Raw genomic sequence first — 16,929 nt, forward strand, 5'->3', positions numbered from 1 at the left:
GTCATCGTGGCATCGACCTCCAGGGTGCGCGTACAGACGCAGGCCATGGCGGGCGGCCAGGCGGCGACCGATGGTCGACTTGCCCGCACCGCTCCCACCACCGATCCAGAGAACGTGCCGGAGCCGCTCGCGCAACACTGAGACCTCCGGCAGCCATGAGATCACCCTTCGGAGGCGGCCCGCCGCGACTGGACCCCGCGCACGCGCTCGACGTCGAGCTTGGTCGACCGGTCGAAGCGGTAGATCCCGTTCTCCTCCTGGAACACGTCGGTCAGCTGCGTGTAGCAGTATCCGAACATGTCCGGATCGTCCAGCAGCGCCTCAGTCAGGCCCGCGAAGCGGGCGTGGAACTCCTCCTCGCTCCGTACGCGCTGGCCGTAGCCCCAGGAGCTCTCCCGGTCCGCGTCCTGGTCGGTCCCGGCGAGCTCCGGGTTCCACCAGATGCCGCCGTACTCGCTGACGAAGTACGGCTGGCCACGGTAGGGGACGGAGATGGGCCGCCCGGCCGCGTCGTTGACGAAGGGCTCGTCCTTGCCCAGGCCGCTCAGCTGCCCGGCGAACGCGCTGGGCTCCTGCTCGTAGTTGTGCGAGTCGTAGACGTCCGTCTCCGGCACGCGGTGGCTGTAACCCGAGGCGTCGATCACCGGGCGGGTGGGGTCGGCGAGCTTCGTGGCCAGGAACATGCCGCGGGTGACGTCGTCGAGCTGGGTGACGTGGTCGTGGATCACCTGGGTGGTCTCGTTGAGCGGGCACCAGCCGAGGATCGACGGGTGTGAGACGTCCCGTTCCAGGACCTCCAGCCACTGCGTGATGAAGGAGGCGGTCGGCTGCTGCTCGTGCCCGGCGAAGGCGCCCCAGTCGCCGAACTCGCCCCACACCAGGTAGCCCAGCCGGTCGGCGTGGTAGAGGAAGCGCTCCTCGAACACCTTCTGGTGCAGGCGCGCGCCGTTGAAGCCCGCGGCCAGCGACAGCTCGATGTCGCGCACCAGCGCGGCGTCGGTGGGCGCGGTCATCAGGCCGTCCGGATAGTAGCCCTGGTCCAGGACGAGCCGCTGGAAGACCGGGCGGCCGTTGATGAGCACGCGCTTGCCGTCGATCGCGATCGAGCGCAGCCCGGCGTAGCTGTCCACGGTGTCCGTGACGGCGCCCCCGGCGTCGAGCAGCTCGACCTTGACGTCATAGAGGAAGCCGTCGCCCGGCTCCCACAGGCGTACCCGGTCGGACGGCAGCTCCAGGCGAACGGACGGGGCCAGGTCCGCGTCGGCGCGGGCGCTCGCGGTGGCGACGACGCCGCCGCCGTCGGAGACGGTGACGCGGACCGAGCTGCCGGGGCGGTTGCCGGACAGGGGGACGACGACGGCGAAGGAGGAGGTCGCGACGTCAGGCGTGATCCGGGGGCGGCGCAGGTGCACGTCGGGGACGGGCTCCAGCCACACCGACTGCCAGATCCCCGTCGTACGGGTGTAGAGGCACTCGTAGTTCTGGTACTTGGTGGACTGCTTGCCCCGCGCCTGGGGCTCCTGCCGGGGGTCGCGGGCGCGTACCACGATCGTGGCGTCCTCACCGGGGCGCGCCACGGCTGACAGGTCGGCCATGAACGGGGAGAAGCCGCCGCGGTGGCGGGCCACCTCGACGCCGTTCACCCACACCGTGGCGTCGTGGTCGACGGCGCCGAAGTGCAGCAGCGTCCGGCGGCCCGCCCACGCGGCCGGGATCGTCACCGTGCGGCGGTACCACACCGCCGCCATGAAGTCGGTGTGCGCGAGGCCGGACAGCTCGGACTCCGGCGCGAAGGGCACGGTGATCGTCCCGGAGAGCTCTCGTTCGCGCAGGCCCCGCTCCAGGCCGGAGTCCCCGGCGTCGATCTCGAACTGCCACGGTCCGTTGAGGGTGAGCCAGTCCTGGCGGGCCATCTGGGGGCGGGGATATTCCGCACGGGGGACGTCGTGGGGAGCGGAACGCGACATCGGACACCCTTCGAAATTTGCAGATATGTGCAAGTCAAGACCTTTTGCTACGTAGCAGAGTGTGCCACACTCCCTCCAATCGGAGTCAACATCCGGCTACCCCGCGTTGTGAGGGCCGGCCGGACCCTCTGCGAGGAACCACGTATGAGCAAGTGGCCCACTTCCCCCCTCTCCCGCCGCAGGGCGTTGCAGGCCATGGCCTTCGTGGTCCTGGCCCTGTTCAGCCTTCTCATGCTGGCGCCGTTCCTGTGGGCGCTGAACACCTCGTTCAAGTCCGAGGCGGACGCGAGCGCGTCCCCCGTGACGGTCCTGCCCGAGGGCGGGTACACCTGGGACATCTACGCGCACATCTTCCGGACGGGCGACATCCCCACGTGGATGGTCAACTTCCTGCGGATCGTGCTGCCGCTGTCGCGGCCGATCATCGCGGCGGTGGCGATCTTCACGTTCGTGGGCGCGTGGAACAACTTCCTGTGGCCGTTCATCGTGACCAACGACCCCGATCTCATGACCCTGCCCGTCGGGCTGCAGACCGTCATGACCGGCTACGGCCTCGCCTTCGCCCAGAACATGGCGAGCGCCGTCCTGGCCGCGCTGCCCCTGATCGTCGTCTTCCTGTTCTTCCAGCGGCAGATCATCAAGGGCATCGCCACCACCGGGCTCGGCGGCCAGTGACCACGGGACGCAGGGTCGCGGTCCCGCCTCACTGACTCGACTCGCGCACCTTCAGCTGGAAGTCCACGACGATGCGCGGCTCGTGCCCGCTGGGCTTGCCGGTGATCTGCTCGTGGAGCATCGCGACGGCGTTACCGGCCAGCGCCTCGACGTTCGGGGAGACGGAGGTCAGCGACGGCGTCGAGTAGCGTGCCTCCTCGGCGTCGTCGAAGCCCACCACGGCGACCTCCTGCGGCACCCGGACGCCCCGGTCGTACAGCGCCCGGAGCGCGCCGAGGGCGCAGGAGTCGTTCATCGCGAAGATCGCGTCCGGCATCGGCCGTCCGGCGTCCATGTGCTCCTCGATCGCCCGCCGGCCGTCCTCGCGGGCCCAGCCGGCCTCGACCAGGAGCTCCTCGTACGCCGTCAGCCCCGCCTCCTCCAGCCCCTCGAGAAAGCCCTGCAGCCGCGCCCGTCCCGTCTGGCTTTGGTCGGGCGCGTAGCCGAGCAGCATCAACCGCCGCCTGCCCGTACCCGCCAGATGGCGTACCACCGCCAGCGAGGCCTCCCGGTTGGGGATGCCGACGTGCGGGATCTGGCCCTCGAGCACCTCGTCCCCCACCAGCACGACCGGATAGTCCGCGCGGCGGCGCTGCCCGTCGTCCGGCCGGAGCGACAAGGCCACCATGATCGCGCCGTCGGTCAGCTGGTTGCGGTCGCCCGTCAGCACCTTCAGCTCACGGGCCCGGTCCCCCTCCGTCAGCTCGATCAGCACCGTGTACCCGAGTGCCTCGGCCTCGCGGACCACCGGGCCCGCGAGGTCGGCGAACAGACGTGCCCTGAAGTCGGGGACGACGAGCGCGATGAGCCCCGTACGGGCGGCCCGCAGGCTCCGGGCCGCCGCGTTGGGGACATAACCGAGCGCCGCCATGGCGTCGAGCACGCGCTGGCGCGTCTCCGGGCGGACGTACTCGTAGTTGTTGACGACGTTGGAGACCGTGCGCTGGGAGACCCCGGCGGCACGGGCCACGTCGTGCATGCTCACGGCCATCAGGGCGGCGCCGTACACGTCGCTGTCACGGCCTTCATCGTACTGTCGGGAGCAGCCCGAACTCATCTGGATTCCGCCTCAGGGCAGGGCGGCCCGCCTATTCCGATGCGATCGCCGGTTTGCGGCGCTGGACGTACAGGCGGTTGCCCTCCGGGCCGGTCCATTCCACCCGCACGACACCGGGCACGGCGGCGTCGGCGACGCGCGACGGGTCGGCCCAGTAGCCGAAGTTGGGGTTGCGGAAGAACGTCGCCCACAGGTGGCCGCCGTGGTCCACGAAGAAGTTGTTGTGGCCGGCGCCGACGCCCGCGGTCCACCGCTCGGAGTACGGTCCCTCGAAGCGGTCCGAGACGGCGACGACCGCGTCGTACTGGTACTGCGTGCGGCCGGGGCCGGGCGGGTCGTAGGCGTATCGGGTGCTGCCGTCGGCATTGGGCGAGGACCGGTTCCACGCGGCCTGGAGGAGGTAGTACTTGCCTCCGTGCTTGAACACGTACGCGCCTTCGAGGTACGGCTCGGGCGAGTAGGGAACCTGCTGGAATGTCGGAAGGTTGGTCGTCGGGACGATGTCCTCCATGTCGTCCCGGAACTTCGCGTACAGGTGGTTGTGCAGCACCAGCCACGCGTCGTCGCCTTCGGAGTAGAGGCTCCCGTCGATGTGGTGGTAGGCGCCGGGCCTGATGAAGTTGGGGCCGCCGATGACAAGGTCACCGAAGGGTTTGTCGGCGTTGCCCTCGACGAGCCGGTACGGGCCCTCGAGGCCGCCCTCGCTCACGAGCATGAACGAACCGACCTTCTGGGAGTGGTCGCCCATGCACGCGACGATGTACCACTTGCCGCGGAAGTAGTGCACCTCCGGGGCCCAGGCCTGGCCCCGCTTGCCGAACCGGTCGTCGTACCAGTACTCCTGCCACGGAGCGACGACCATGCGTCCTGGCCGGTTCTCGCCGACGAACTCCGGAGACCAGACCTTCCCCTTCTCGGCGCCGGGGCGGATGCCGGTGGTGTCGACCAGCTTCCACGGCCCCCGCATGGAGTGGGACACCCACATGAAGATGCCGTCGTTCCACGGGCCGGCCGCGGTCAGCCCGGGCACCCGGGTGGTGCCCGTGGCGACGTAGACCGGGCGGCCGTCGACGACGAAGCAGTTGACGTAGGTGTCCCGCATCCAGACCCGGCCGAGCTCCTTGTCACGGGGGCGCAGCTCGAGCGGGAGGATGAAGGAGTTGTCCGCACGCGGCCACAGGTCCTGCCGGGTGTCGGCGAGGCCGTAGGGCTCGAGCTCAGGCCAGTTCGACGGATACCGCCGCATCGATGCCGCCTCTGTCATCGGGGCCGCCTGCGCAGCGGTCGCGGGCAGTGCCGCCACTCCTAAAAGGCCGGCCGCCCCGGTCAGCAAGGAGCGTCGGCCCATGGGAAACCCACTAGCGGAACTGGTCATCACTCACACTCTCCAACGTCGGCGCCGGCCGAACTCACTCCTGGTAGCCGGCGGCATTGCGGAGAGTCTGCCCAAGTTGCTTGAATTACGTCAATAGTCCGGAAGAAATAGCCGGCCGACGCCGGCGGCCGCCGGCCGAGCCGGATCACGTCACGTGCGGGCCGGCGCCTCCCTCACGCGCCTCCCTCACGCGCCTCCCGCAGCTTCCCCGTGGCGATGTAATCGACCGCGACCCGGTAGAAGCCGGCGATCGACTCGCCTTCTTCCGCCCCGTCACGGAACTGCTTACGCACTTTCACGAACGGGAAGGCCACAGTGCCGTCCGGAAGGAGCACACCCCACCCGTCCTCCTCCGACCAGCGCCAGCTGCCACCCGTGGCGGCGACGATGCAGGCGCCCAGGAACGAGCCGAGCACGCCGACCAGGCCGCCGATCCGCTCCAGATCGAAGTCGGGCCGCGCACGCTGGCGCTCGATGAAGCCGTCCACCCACTCGACCGACTCCTCGTTGAGCCCGAAGTCCACGTCGCTCACCGGCCCGAGCCGGTCGATGGCGAGGCTGACGTTCGCCTCGATCTGCTGCAGCTCCTCTTCGTTCATCTGAGGATGGTTACATCAGCCGCAGATCCGATCAATTGGCTTTCCAGCTCGACAGCCCACCGGCCGGCGCCGGCACCTCGGGCCGGACAGGACAGCACCGGAAGGGCGACCGCCGCCCTGCTCAGGGAGGCGGTCGCCGGGGCGGCATCAGGGGTAGTACGCGGCCAGCTTGGCCTTGATCTTGGCGACGGTGCCGTCGAAGGGCATGGGCTGCGGGTCGCCGTTCCGGTAGTCGAGGAGCTGGACAGCGTACACGGCGCGGCCCTGGCGGACCACGGCGACCCAGAAGCGGTACGTAATGGTCGAGTACGGGTTGCTGGCGGCGGTGACGCGCAGGACGTCCACGCCGTCCGCCTCACCGACCTTGGTGATGTCGAACACGGCCGTACCCGTCTCGGCCGGCGGGTTGCGGTCGACGCAGGTGGCCAGGTCGGCCCGCCACTGCCGCTCGAAGGCCGCCGCGGCGTCCGCGCTTGGGAAGACCCAGACGTCGTTGTAGGAGTGGAACGACGTCGGCGTGGCGAATCTCGCGCCGAGGCCGGCGCTCGCGCCCGTGCGGCGTCCGTAATCCCAGCAGCTCGGGCCGTTGACGTCGTGCTCGGAGTACGGGTCGATCCACGGGTCCCCGTACGCCTGGCCGACCGGAGGCTGCTCCGCCTTGGTCAGCAGCACTCCGCGGTCGACTCCGGCTTCGGTCGTGCCCCCCTGGACGGTCGAGGCCGGTGCGGCCACGGCGGTCGCGGGGAGGGCGGTGAGAAGCATCGCGGTGACGACGGTGACACCGCCCAGAGCGGCCCGAGCTGCGGCTAAGTGCATGAGGCGTCCTCTCTTCGGAGCTTGACTCCATTGATCATTTGACGTCATGCGATAGTGTCATGCGAATTTGAACGATCACAAGAGGCATCCAGGCGGACCACTGCCGCGGTCCTGTTCTCCAAGGCCGAGGCGCTCATCGGGCTGACATGAGCCGCGGCCGGTCTCGGCGACGCCGGGGCTGCGGCCTTGCCGAGCAGGCGCTAGAGGTCGCCCGCGAACGCTCCTTCCGCCTGCTGGAGGGCCTCGCCCTGAGCCCGCTCGCCGATCTCGCCCTGGCGAGTGCGGACCCCCTCGGGAGCGGCGCGGCTCGCGGAGCAGGCCCTGAAGATCCATCGCGACACCGGCCACCGCATGGCCGAGGCCCGCACCCTGCGGACACTCGGCCAGGCCACTGGTGACGCCGTGTACGGGCCGCCCATGTCAGTTACTTGGCAGGACATGGCTGCTGTATCGGTGTCGCGACATCCCAATCGCAGAAGTTGGTGCCTATCTGGATCCCGTTCACGATGAAGTCCCAGCCACCCCTCATCCACTTCACCCCCTTTTCGAAGTCGTTCACGAAGGCACGGCCACCGTTGCGGATAATCCCCACGTTGACCCCCATGACCAGCGCTCCCGTCGCAGCCTGCTCGCAGGAGAATCTATCCCCGCCGCCGAGACATCCGGCCACGTCCTTGCCTGTAGAAAGCAGGCTGGCACCGAAGGCGACGTACCCCACGCCGGTGACGACAGCGGCGGGAACGCTGAGGGCAGGAATAGCGACCGCGACTGCGACTATGCCCAGGATTCCGGCGACCGTGCTGATGTGGTCCCAGACCCACGTGGCCTGACTCTCAAGGCTGTTGGCCTCCCGGAACGCCGCGAGCGCACGCGCGGCGCGGTCCGCGATATCCTTGACAAGCGGCCGACTAGCCGGTCCCGTTCCGGGCTTGTATCTGCAGGCGATCCAGCACTCTCCGTCGGGAGCGGTCCTGGTGTTGATCCGCCAGTAGCCGTTCTTGGTCGCGACCTTGCTGGCCGGGCCTTTTCCGGGCTTGTATCTGCAGGCGATCCAGCACTCTCCGTCGGGAGCGGTCCTGGTGTTGATCCGCCAGTAGCCGTTCTTGGTCGCGACCTTGCTGGCCGGGCCCTGGCCCGGCTTCCAGCCGCAGCCATTGGCGCATTCGCCGTCTGGTGCCTGCTTCCACAGCATGCCGGTCGGGTCGCTGAAGGTCACCGGGTTGTTGCCGGAGTAGGCGTAAGCGCTGAACTGCTGGGGGTTGGCCGTGTCGAGCACCGGATCGACGGACAGGAACAGGCCGGTCTCCGTGTCGTAGTCGCGGGCGCCCAGCCTGGTGAGCCCGGTGGAGGCGTCTTGCGTGCCACCGACGAAGCCCCTGCTGCCCGGCCAGCCCTGCGGCGCCTTCCCTCGTGGTGCCCCGAACGGATCGGAGCGACGTTTGGAGGCGGTCAGGGTAGCTGGATCAACAGCCAAGTCAGGCGTGCCGTGGTGGTCGGCGAAGAGGTAACGCAGGCCCGCGCCGGTCCGCACGGCCACGGTCGCGCTGCCGTGGGTGTAGTACCGCGTGCCGATGCTCTTGCCCGTGGCCTTGTTGTAACGCACCTCTCCAGACGGCAGGTAAAGGGTCGCGCCGGTGGAGTCGCGGGTGATGAGCCGGTTTCCGTCGGGCGTGTAGACGTAACCGGTGCTGGACACCGTGGCGAGCAGGCCCTCGACGTCCCAGGTGAGCGCCTGCCCGCCGGGACGCGACTTGGTGTTGCCGGCCGCGTCGTAGTCGAAGGCGTCGGTCTTCGTGCCGGATGGGCCCGTCACGGTGACGCTCGTCGGGGCATGCGGCCGGGGCCGGCCGGGGGCCGGGTAAGTGGACGTGGTGACCGTGTCGGCCGTGCCGCCGAGGCCGTGGCGGGTCTGCGACGTGCGACTGCTGACGACGTCGTACCGGTAGCTGGTCCAGTAGGGCGCCGCGCCCCCGACCGCGCTGCCGGGCGCGCCCACGCAGTCGTCGGTGGCCGCCCAGGCCTCGGTCAGCCGCCTCAGCCGGTCGAAGCCGAAGCACTGGACGTCCGTGCCATCCCCTGGCGTGGTGTTTGCGATCTTTGTGACGTTGCCTGCGGGATCGTAGGCGTAGGTGGTGTCGTCGACCGTGAGCGCGCCGGCCTTCTCGCGTTCGACGAGCGAGCGGGACAGGTTCCGGGTGGCGAGGTCATAGTTGGCAGTCCACCAGATCTGCGGCATGTCGGGGTCGCCGAAGTGGATCTGGCCGACCTCGCCGAATTCGGTGTAGCCGGTCTTGTCCACGTAGCGGTCCCGGCCCGTGAGCTCGTACGGCGAGCCGAGGTCGTCGTACGTCTGGACGAGCGTCTCGGCGGGTACGTCGACGCCGAGCGCGGGGAGCTTCGTCGCATCGACGCTGCCGTCCGCGAGGTACGTCGTCGTGGTCTCGTAGGTGCCCGCCAGCCCGTCCCCGGTGTCAGGGATGGTGATCCGAGTCCCGGTCGGCCGGTAGCCGGGGTCGTACCCGAGCACGGTCGTGGTGTACGCGACGCCGCCGTCGTAACGGGTGGACGAGTCCAGCCGGCCCTTGGCCAGGGTGTCGTAGGCCCAGGAGGCCAGCTTCGTGCCGGTGGGTGCCCCCTCGTGGACGGAGGACTTCCGACCCAGCGCGTCGTACACGGTGGCGACCGTGGATCCACGCGCGTCGGTCGTGGTGAGGAGTTGGCCGGCATCGTCATAGGTCATGGTCGACGTGCCTTTGTCAGGGTCCACTGTTCTGATCTTGTTCCTGCGCAGGTCGTATTCATAGCTCCACACGTTGCCCGCGGCGTCGGTAAGCTTGGCCAGGTCTCCTGCCCTGGTGTAGGCGTAGTTCGTCCTGGTGAAGGAGTCGCCGCCGGGCTGTGCCGCCATGTACTGCCGCAGCTCCGTGGTCTGGCCGCGGGCGTCGGTGTAGGTCGCCGTGGGCGTGCCGCCTGCGGGCGGCGTGACCTCGACGTGGTCGCCGAAGTAGCGAGTGGTCGTCGACCACTGTGCCTCGTTGAACTTCTCCAGCGTGGCCTTGGTGAGCCGTTCTGCCCCGTCGTACTGGTTGACCGTCTGGGACGGGATGAGGGTCTCGTCAGCGGGCTGGACCAAAGTGGTGCCCGGGTCTCCGTTCGCCTTGTAGGCGGCGTTGGACTTGGCCACGAGACCGCGCGCGTCGTAGAAGGTGTCGGTCAGAATGCGCCCTCCGCCCCAGCTCGGCGCCTGTGTCTGCCGCTTGCGCAGGAACCCGTCGAGCAACTCATAGCTGCTCACCAGGTTGCCGTTGGCCTTTAACGTCTCGGTGCGGACCCAGGTGGCTCCGTCATTACGGACGCCGTAGGAGAAACGGAGGTTCGGGGTCTGCCTGGCGTCGTGGGAGCGGCCCGGCAGCCATACACCCGTCAGGCGGCCCAGAGGATCGTAGGTCTGGTCAGTGCGCCGGTCGTTGGCGTCCACCGTCTTCACCGTCTGGTTCCTGGCCGGGTCGAGCGTGGCAGTGGCGGTGTGACCGAGTGGGTTGGTCGAGGTGGCCGAGGTCGGCAGACCGGTCTCGGGCTCGTACGACGTGGCGGTCCTGCGGCCGAGCGCGTCCTTGGACTCCTTGACCCGGCCGTAGCCGTCGTAGGTCGCCTGCGAGACGGTGACGTAACGCGGCTCCCCGTCGACGTAGTCGCGCACGTGCTCCGTCTTGGTCACGTCCCCCGCGATGGGGGCCTGACCGGGGGCGCCTCCGTCGTAGGAGGTGAGCACATCTGAGATGGCGTCCCTGGGCAGCACCGGGGTCGTGTCGCAGTTGACTCTGACCGTCCTCTCGCGGCTGAGAAGCACCAGCCATGCCTCGTCGTTCCGGGCGTACTCCCTGGTGGTGCACCGGTCGTCGTCGGCGGTGCTCACATCGCCGCGGTCGTCCACCTTGACCGCCACCGGCACCAGCATGTCCCCCTGGTCGTAGGTGGTCGTGGAATCGGTGCGCCGCCAGCCGCCGGGGATCGCCGTGCGGGTCCGCGTACGCTCGACCTGCACCTGGTACGCCTTGCGCGTGCCCTGCGTCGCCGTCGGGCCGCGCTGCCAGGGGTCGTAGATCGAGCCCTCGACCACCGGGCCGTCGACCCCTTCGTAGGTGAGCTCCTCCCGCAGGAAGCCGGCGAGCTGCGGCAGGTCGTCCAGGGTCCCACCTTGGGAGTCGGTGACCTGCGACGTCCGGGTGCCGCCGGCGGCCTTCTTGTCGCCGTGCAGACCGCGGAAGTACAGGTAGCCGGTGGCCGACTGCGTCAGGTCGCTCGGGTCCTTGGGGTTGCCGTGGCGAACGCGGACCTTCGCGTACCCCCGCCAATCGTTCCAAGACCGGTACTCGGCCGGGGTGAGCGGATCGTCCACGTACGCCCAGCCGGCGTCGCCCTCGTAGTCGTAACTGGTGTACTCCGTGGTGTTCCCGCCGATCCTGTCCACCTCGCCCACGTAGGCGACGACGTACTTGTGGAACCAGTCGTTCAGCGTCTGCGCGCCCTCGGGAGTCCACCTGACCGGGAAGCAGCGTTTGGGGTTGTCGTCGGGGGTGGGTTTGGAATCGGTCGCGCACTCCGGGGCCGCGTAGTTGACCTCGATGCGGCCGCCGGACTCGGTGTTGACCGCGTACACGCGGTACTTCTTCATCGGCCGCAGGCCGTCGGTGTTGGAGTCCACCCGGTTCGCCAGCGCGAGCTTGTCGAACGTCACCGGCGGGACCGACGCCTTGCCGCCCACCCTGCCCTCATGGGCGACGCTCTTCAGCCACAGGGCCGGGCTGGTGCCGTCGTCCACCGCCGGATAGTCCTGGTCGAACGTCCAGGCGTCCACGTCGCAGTAGTCGGTGCAGTCGCCGCCCAGGATCTGCGTGGTCACGCCGGTGAGCCGCTTGGTCGACCAGAAGGTCGGCGAAACCTGAGTCGGGCAGGTGGCGGCCTCACAGTTCAGGTACCACGGCACGTCCGGCCAGCTGGCCGCGGTGCGCTGCGCGCAGTCCTTGCCGGGGGCGCACCTGTCGACGGCGGTGAACATCACCCTGGCGGGGGCCCGCTGGGTGTACTCGGCGCCCTGGCGAGTGCCGTACTCGATGCGCTGCAGGGTACCGCCGCGGGTGTAGGTCTCCTTGGTGGTCGCCATGTTCGCCCCGTACGCGTTGGTCTCGGGCGCGTAGTAGTACGTCATCGTGTTGCCGTGCGGGTCCACGACGTAGTCGAGGTTCCACCGGTAGGCCTGGCGGCACTTGGACGCGGCGAACGTGGCGGCATGGCACGGCTCCCCCGCGTCGTTGCCGTAGACCGGGACGGTCCACGCGGACTCGGTCTGGGGCCGGCCGTCGGTCCAGTTCGGGAGGCGGTTGAGCCCGAAGTGGTACTGGGTCCCGTCAGGCGTGGTGATCCGCCAGTACTCGCCGTCGTCGTCGCCGTTGGCGGTCCCAAAGATGTGGTCGACCCGGGAGCCGTCGTCCTCCTTCATCCGCCACTGTTTCTTGCCCGCGTCGTACACCAGCTCGCTCGAGTGGCCGCCGAACGACACCGTGACGTACTCGAACTGCTTGGTCGCCGCGTCGGTGCCCCAGCACAGGTCGCCGGTCTTCGGGCCGTCGTACACGCAGGACTTGTACCGGCGCTCGATGCTGCCCGACCAGAGCGACCAGCCCTCCCCCAGCCATGACGCCTGGTTGTTGCTGGTCGCGATGCGACCGTCCACCGAGGCCGAGTTGTACGTCGCGGCCAGCTCCGGCTTCAGCCCGCCCGGCACCTCGGGGGCATCGAGGGGATAGGACCAGGTGAAGGCCCCCGTCTGCGTGGACACCTGCCAGGACGCCGACGGCGACAGATCCGTCGCGCGGTAGTCGCCGGTGTCACCGGAGGGGGACGCCTCCAGCGCGTAGACCGTGTCCTGCGCCGCGGCCTTCACCTCGGCCGACAGCAGTCCACCGGCGTTGCGGCTCGTCACCGGTGCGGGCCGTGCGCATTCGGCTTTGGACGGCGTCGTCACCGCGCAGGCGGGCAGCTCGACCAGGCGCAACCGGGAGGCCCAGTCGGCGCCGTAGAGGTCGCGGAAGCCGCCGTAGTCGAGGTCGAGCCTGACCTTGCCGTCGCCCTGGCCCCCGTCGGCACGGCGCAGGCGGAGCAGCAGGCCCCCCTTGGCTGCCAGCAGCTCGATGCGGACCTTGCCAGGTGGCTGCGCCGCGCCCGCCGTTCTCTTGTCCATGTCCGGTCCCGGCGCCGCCGGGCTGATCCGTACGGGCAGTCCCCCGACACGGGCCTGTGCGGGCTCGGCCGCCGTGCGCGCGTCTGTCAGGGCGATCTCCGCCACGCCCGGCTGGGGCAGCGTGAGCTTGGGCGCCGGGCTCGCAGGACCCGGGTTCCGCCTGACCTGCCGTACCGGCACCGGCTCCACCTTGACGGTGGGCTCCTGCTGCGGCTTGTGCGGACGTAACCCGGGTGCGGCCTCGGCCGCTCCGGCCGGCGTCACCAGCGTGGTGAGCGCGACCAGCACGGCCGTCGCCGCTCTCGTTCTTCTCATGACCACCCTCCAAGGCCCGTCGCGACATAACCGAGCGGCTTCACCTGCGCCTGGCCCTCGCAGCCCGGGTCGAGCGACTCGAAGCGCTCACCGGAAGCGGTGACCTTGCACCGGTAGAGCCGCGTACTGTCCACCCCTGGCGGCGGCTGTGTCCAGAGGTTGCCGATCCACGCGGTCGCCACGGCCGCACCCTCGCAGTCGGACTGTGTGGAGACGAACTCGTCCGCGCCGTCGCGGCAGGTCCTCAGCGCCACGGTGTCCGGCAGCGTGGCCAGCGCCACCATGCCGAGGACCGCTTCCGGCCGATAGTCGCCGGGCACCCCGAACGCGCTGCTCACGCGGTCACCCGGACGCGCGCTGCGCACCAGCGCCCCGTACGCCCGGGTGAATCCGAGCGGGCCTTTGACCGTCTCCCCGCCGCAGGTGGGGTCGCTGGAGTCGAAGTTCTCAAGGGTCTTCGTCACGGCGCACCGGTAGAGGGCGATGGTCGGCACGTCCTTCGGCGGGTTCAGGTACACCCGGCCGTGCTCGCCGAGCTTGCGGTGCCCCTCGCAGTTCGGGTCCATGGAGGTGAACTGGTCCTTCTCCTGGTAGAGGCAGGAGTAGAGGACCCGGGTGTCCGCGGCGCCCTCTGGTGCCGGCAGCCCGTACGAGCCGTCGAAGTGATAGCCCGGCGGCACAGAGGCGGTGCCCGTCAGGTGGTCGCCGTCGTGGCTGTACCAGCGGGAGATCTGCCCCGCGTACGGGGACGACGGCCGGGTCGCGGAGTCGCGGAACGCGGCCTTGATCTGGTCGTCGGTACGCACGCCGGAGTAGACCCGCACGTCGTCGATCGCGCCGGCCCAGAACTCGGCCGGCCGGCCCTGGATCCGCGATCGGCCGATCGCGAACGGCCCGCCGGCCTGCCAGCCGCCTTCGAGCGGCAGGCTCGTGACCTGCGCGCCGTTGACGTAGAGCCGGAGCCGCCCTGAGGCGACGTCGCGGACGGCGGCGAGATGGGTCCACTCGCCGCGGGTGGCCACGTCGGCGGACTCGGCGTTCGTCCCGGTGGTGCCGTTCCCATTCTCGTCGGGAACGGTCACGCTCCACTTGCCGCTGCTCGCACGGTATTTGATGGCGAATCCGCTGGCCTGGCCGGTGCCGTCCTGACTGAGCACGGTACGGTCGGAGGTGCCAGGATCGTCCATCAGCACCCAGGCCATGGCGGTGTAGCTGCCGTCGGTCCTCACCACCGGCCCGGCCGTGGACAGGTAGCCGGTGGTCCCGTTGAGCCGGGCCGCTCCCCCGCTGTTGCCGGGCCCCCAGGTGACGCCGCCCGTCGCGGTAGCTGTCCTGAAATTTCCAGAAACGTCCGCTGCGGTCACGCCCGCTGTCTCGTCCAGCGGCCACAGGCCCTCGTCCAGGCTCGGCGTCGTGGCCAGCTCCCTGACCTCGTCCTCGCCGAGAATCCGGTCGTAGACGCGCACGTCGTCGACCGCGCCGGGCCAGCGGTCGTCCGGTTGTCCGCCGAACTTCCCCCGCCCGACGGCCAGCGGTCCGGCGGCGTTCCATGTGCCGGTGTGCTGCAGCGTGCCGCCGAGTTCGCCGTTGACGTAGATGCGCATCCGGCCGTCGGCGGCGTCGTACGAGCCGGCGAGATGGGTCCAGACACCCGGCCGCACCGGGGCGTCCGCCGTCACCCGGTCGAACGTGGGGTCATCCCCGTCGGTCTGCGCCATGGTGAACTCCCACTTGCGAGTGCCGCCGCCGTACTGCAGGAAGAACCCGCTGACCTGGCTTCCGTCCTGGCTGACGGCGGCGTACCAGTCGTCGTCGGCACGGTCGAGGCGGACCCAGGCGGCGACCGCGAAGCTCTGGTCGGTGCGGACCGCGGGGCCGCCGGCGCTCATGTCGCCCGACTCACCGTCGAACCTGAGGGCGTCCCCGTTCCTGCCGGTGGTCCAGGCCGCGCCCTTCAGGTGAGCGCCGTCGTTGGTGACCGTGCCGGTGCGCCCGTTGCCGGAGGCGTCGCTGACCGTGCTCTGGTGGCCGAAACCGTCGAGCTGCCAGTGCCCGGTCGAGGGTGTGCCGCGGCCCGCCGCGAAGTGGTAGTGCCGGATGTTCTGCCCCACGTTGCCCGCCCGGTCCACGCTCTGGACGTACAGGTCCATCGGGCCTCTGCTCGGGGGCGTGACCAGCGCCTTGGCCGGCCCGCCCGGCGCGTCGGCGCTCACGAACGCGGGCGGCGTGGTCCCGGCGACGGAGGCCGTCCAGTACCGGTAGCGGACCACGTCGCCCACGCCGTTGGCGCCGAAGCTGAAGGTCCCGGTACGGCCCACGCCGCCCCCGAGGTCGTTCTCCGGGTACATGTCCGATGCCACGGTGGGCGGTTTGTCGGGCGCCGTCTGGTCGACGGTGAGTTCGCACCAGTCGGTCCAGTCGCCGGAGTCCGTGTGATCGGTCGTCTGCGCACGCCAGCGGATCTTGTTGCCGTTCCGGTAGGCGCCTCCGGGGACGGTCACCGCGAACTCTGCGCCCGAGCCCTGGTCCAGGGTCGTGCTCCCGCCGATCCGGCTGTCGCCCTTCCACCACTCGAACGTCACCGCCACCGGCCCGCCGTCCGGGTCCGTGGCGGTGGCCTTCAGGCGCGGGGCCGCGGTGTAGACGTACTGCCCGTCCGCACAGGGGCGGCCCTCGGACGAGAGGTCGAACGGCTCGTCGGGGTAGGAGTTGTAGTCGACGATCAGCGAGGGGTTGGTGTCGAACTTCTTCCACGCGAGCGAGTCGTTCTCGTCACCCGCCCGGAGCATGAACGCCACGCCGGCGGAGCCGGAGCCGAGCGCGCTCTCCACGTTGCCGGTGACGGTCCAGCCGATCACGTTGGCCGGGCAACCGCTGTAGCCGAAGGCGACGTTCTGGCCGCCGATGTAGGTCGCCCACGGCTGAGTGTTCCACGTCAGACCGGGGCCTATCGGCCCAGTGTGGTACAGGTCGACCACTCGCGGACTGCACGATGGCGCGTAGTTCTCGCGGGCGTTGAACTGGGCGTTGAGCACGTGCTTGCCGCGCAGGGCCCCGATGTCGAACAGGAAGTACGACCGGTAGCGGACGATCGGCCGATCCCAGGCCGAGTAGCCGACCTTCGCGACGGGATCGCCGTCGCCGCCCCAGTAGCTGTTGCCGGCCAGGCCCATGTCGGCCACCTCGGCCCAGCCCGACTTGGGGGCGTCGAGGCTCGGTCCGTTGGCCGCGAGGGTGACGGGGAAGGCCGTGTCCTTGGCGGCCAGCTGCTTCCTGTCGACCTTGACGGGCAGTTCGTCCAGCTTGCCGTCGGCCGCGGCCTCGCGGGTCTTCACCGTCAGCGTCTGCGAGAGCCCTTGCGGAGTGGCCGTCACCCGTAGATCGATCCCAGGCCGCACCTCCTGGTAGACGGCCGTGGAGCCGGTGAGCACCGGCTTGGGGAGCGGGCCGGGCCAGCTCACCTCCACGCTCTTGCCACCGCGCCGGTAGCGGGCCAGCGGGCCGTCCCCGCCGCCGGAGAGCGTCAGGTCCTCCGGCGTGGCCGCGGCGGAGACCGTACCGTCAGGGTTGACCCGCAATGTGGTGTCCACCGGCACCCACGTGCCAGCCCGCCGCACGCGGGCCGGTTGCGCGTTGAACGTGGCCGTCAGCCGCCCGTTGGGGTTGGCCACGACCTGCCGCGTCTCGGAAGTCAGCGCCGTGACCTCCACGGGCTTCCCGGACGCCCGCGCCGCCACGACAGCGGCCTGCTCCGGAGCGGGTCCTGTGCTGTCCGCACGGCCCGTGCCGTGCACCACCGATAAAAGGGTGGCTGACGCCACCACCGTAGTCATAAACCGCCGCAT

General features: G+C 69.9%; 9 protein-coding genes. 1 reads left to right on the top strand and 8 read right to left on the bottom strand.

What is annotated here, in order from left to right; all coding sequences use genetic code 11:
* Positions 1-161: 161 nt before the first annotated feature.
* On the bottom strand, positions 162-1,967 hold the full coding sequence (locus ABD830_RS00240) for a glycoside hydrolase family 2 protein (protein WP_344984138.1): 1,806 nt from the start codon (positions 1,965-1,967) through the stop codon (positions 162-164).
* Between the two features lie 144 nt (positions 1,968-2,111).
* Between ABD830_RS00240 and ABD830_RS00245 the strand changes: the two genes are divergently transcribed.
* Positions 2,112-2,642 (top strand): carbohydrate ABC transporter permease, encoded by a 531-nt coding sequence (locus ABD830_RS00245; protein WP_344984139.1) that lies wholly within the window; start codon positions 2,112-2,114, stop codon positions 2,640-2,642.
* Positions 2,643-2,670: 28 nt separating this feature from the next.
* On the opposite strand, the gene ABD830_RS00250 is transcribed toward ABD830_RS00245, so the two are convergent.
* From ABD830_RS00250 to ABD830_RS00280, 7 genes are all read right to left on the bottom strand, one after another.
* Positions 2,671-3,738: a LacI family DNA-binding transcriptional regulator gene (locus tag ABD830_RS00250; RefSeq protein ID WP_344984140.1), complete on the bottom strand. Its 1,068-nt coding sequence runs from the start codon at positions 3,736-3,738 to the stop codon at positions 2,671-2,673.
* Between the two features lie 31 nt (positions 3,739-3,769).
* Positions 3,770-5,002, bottom strand: a complete 1,233-nt coding sequence (locus ABD830_RS00255) for a family 43 glycosylhydrolase (protein WP_344984141.1) — start codon at positions 5,000-5,002, stop codon at positions 3,770-3,772.
* Positions 5,003-5,286: 284 nt separating this feature from the next.
* The gene (locus ABD830_RS00260) at positions 5,287-5,712 is read right to left on the bottom strand and encodes a hypothetical protein (protein ID WP_344984142.1); all 426 of its coding nucleotides are present in this window, start codon (positions 5,710-5,712) and stop codon (positions 5,287-5,289) included.
* Between the two features lie 147 nt (positions 5,713-5,859).
* Positions 5,860-6,528, bottom strand: a complete 669-nt coding sequence (locus ABD830_RS00265) for a hypothetical protein (protein ID WP_344984143.1) — start codon at positions 6,526-6,528, stop codon at positions 5,860-5,862.
* A 200-nt stretch (positions 6,529-6,728) separates the two neighbouring features.
* Entirely contained in the window at positions 6,729-6,947 is a 219-nt protein-coding gene (locus ABD830_RS00270; RefSeq protein ID WP_344984144.1) for a hypothetical protein, read from the bottom strand.
* Positions 6,948-6,952: 5 nt separating this feature from the next.
* Entirely contained in the window at positions 6,953-13,084 is a 6,132-nt protein-coding gene (locus ABD830_RS00275; RefSeq protein WP_344984145.1) for an RHS repeat-associated core domain-containing protein, read from the bottom strand.
* Entirely contained in the window at positions 13,081-16,881 is a 3,801-nt protein-coding gene (locus ABD830_RS00280) for a LamG-like jellyroll fold domain-containing protein (protein WP_344984146.1), read from the bottom strand. The genes ABD830_RS00275 and ABD830_RS00280 overlap by 4 nt, the downstream gene beginning before the upstream one ends.
* Positions 16,882-16,929: the final 48 nt, after the last annotated feature.

The sequence above is a fragment of the Nonomuraea helvata genome (genome assembly GCF_039535785.1).
Taxonomy (GTDB): domain Bacteria; phylum Actinomycetota; class Actinomycetes; order Streptosporangiales; family Streptosporangiaceae; genus Nonomuraea; species Nonomuraea helvata.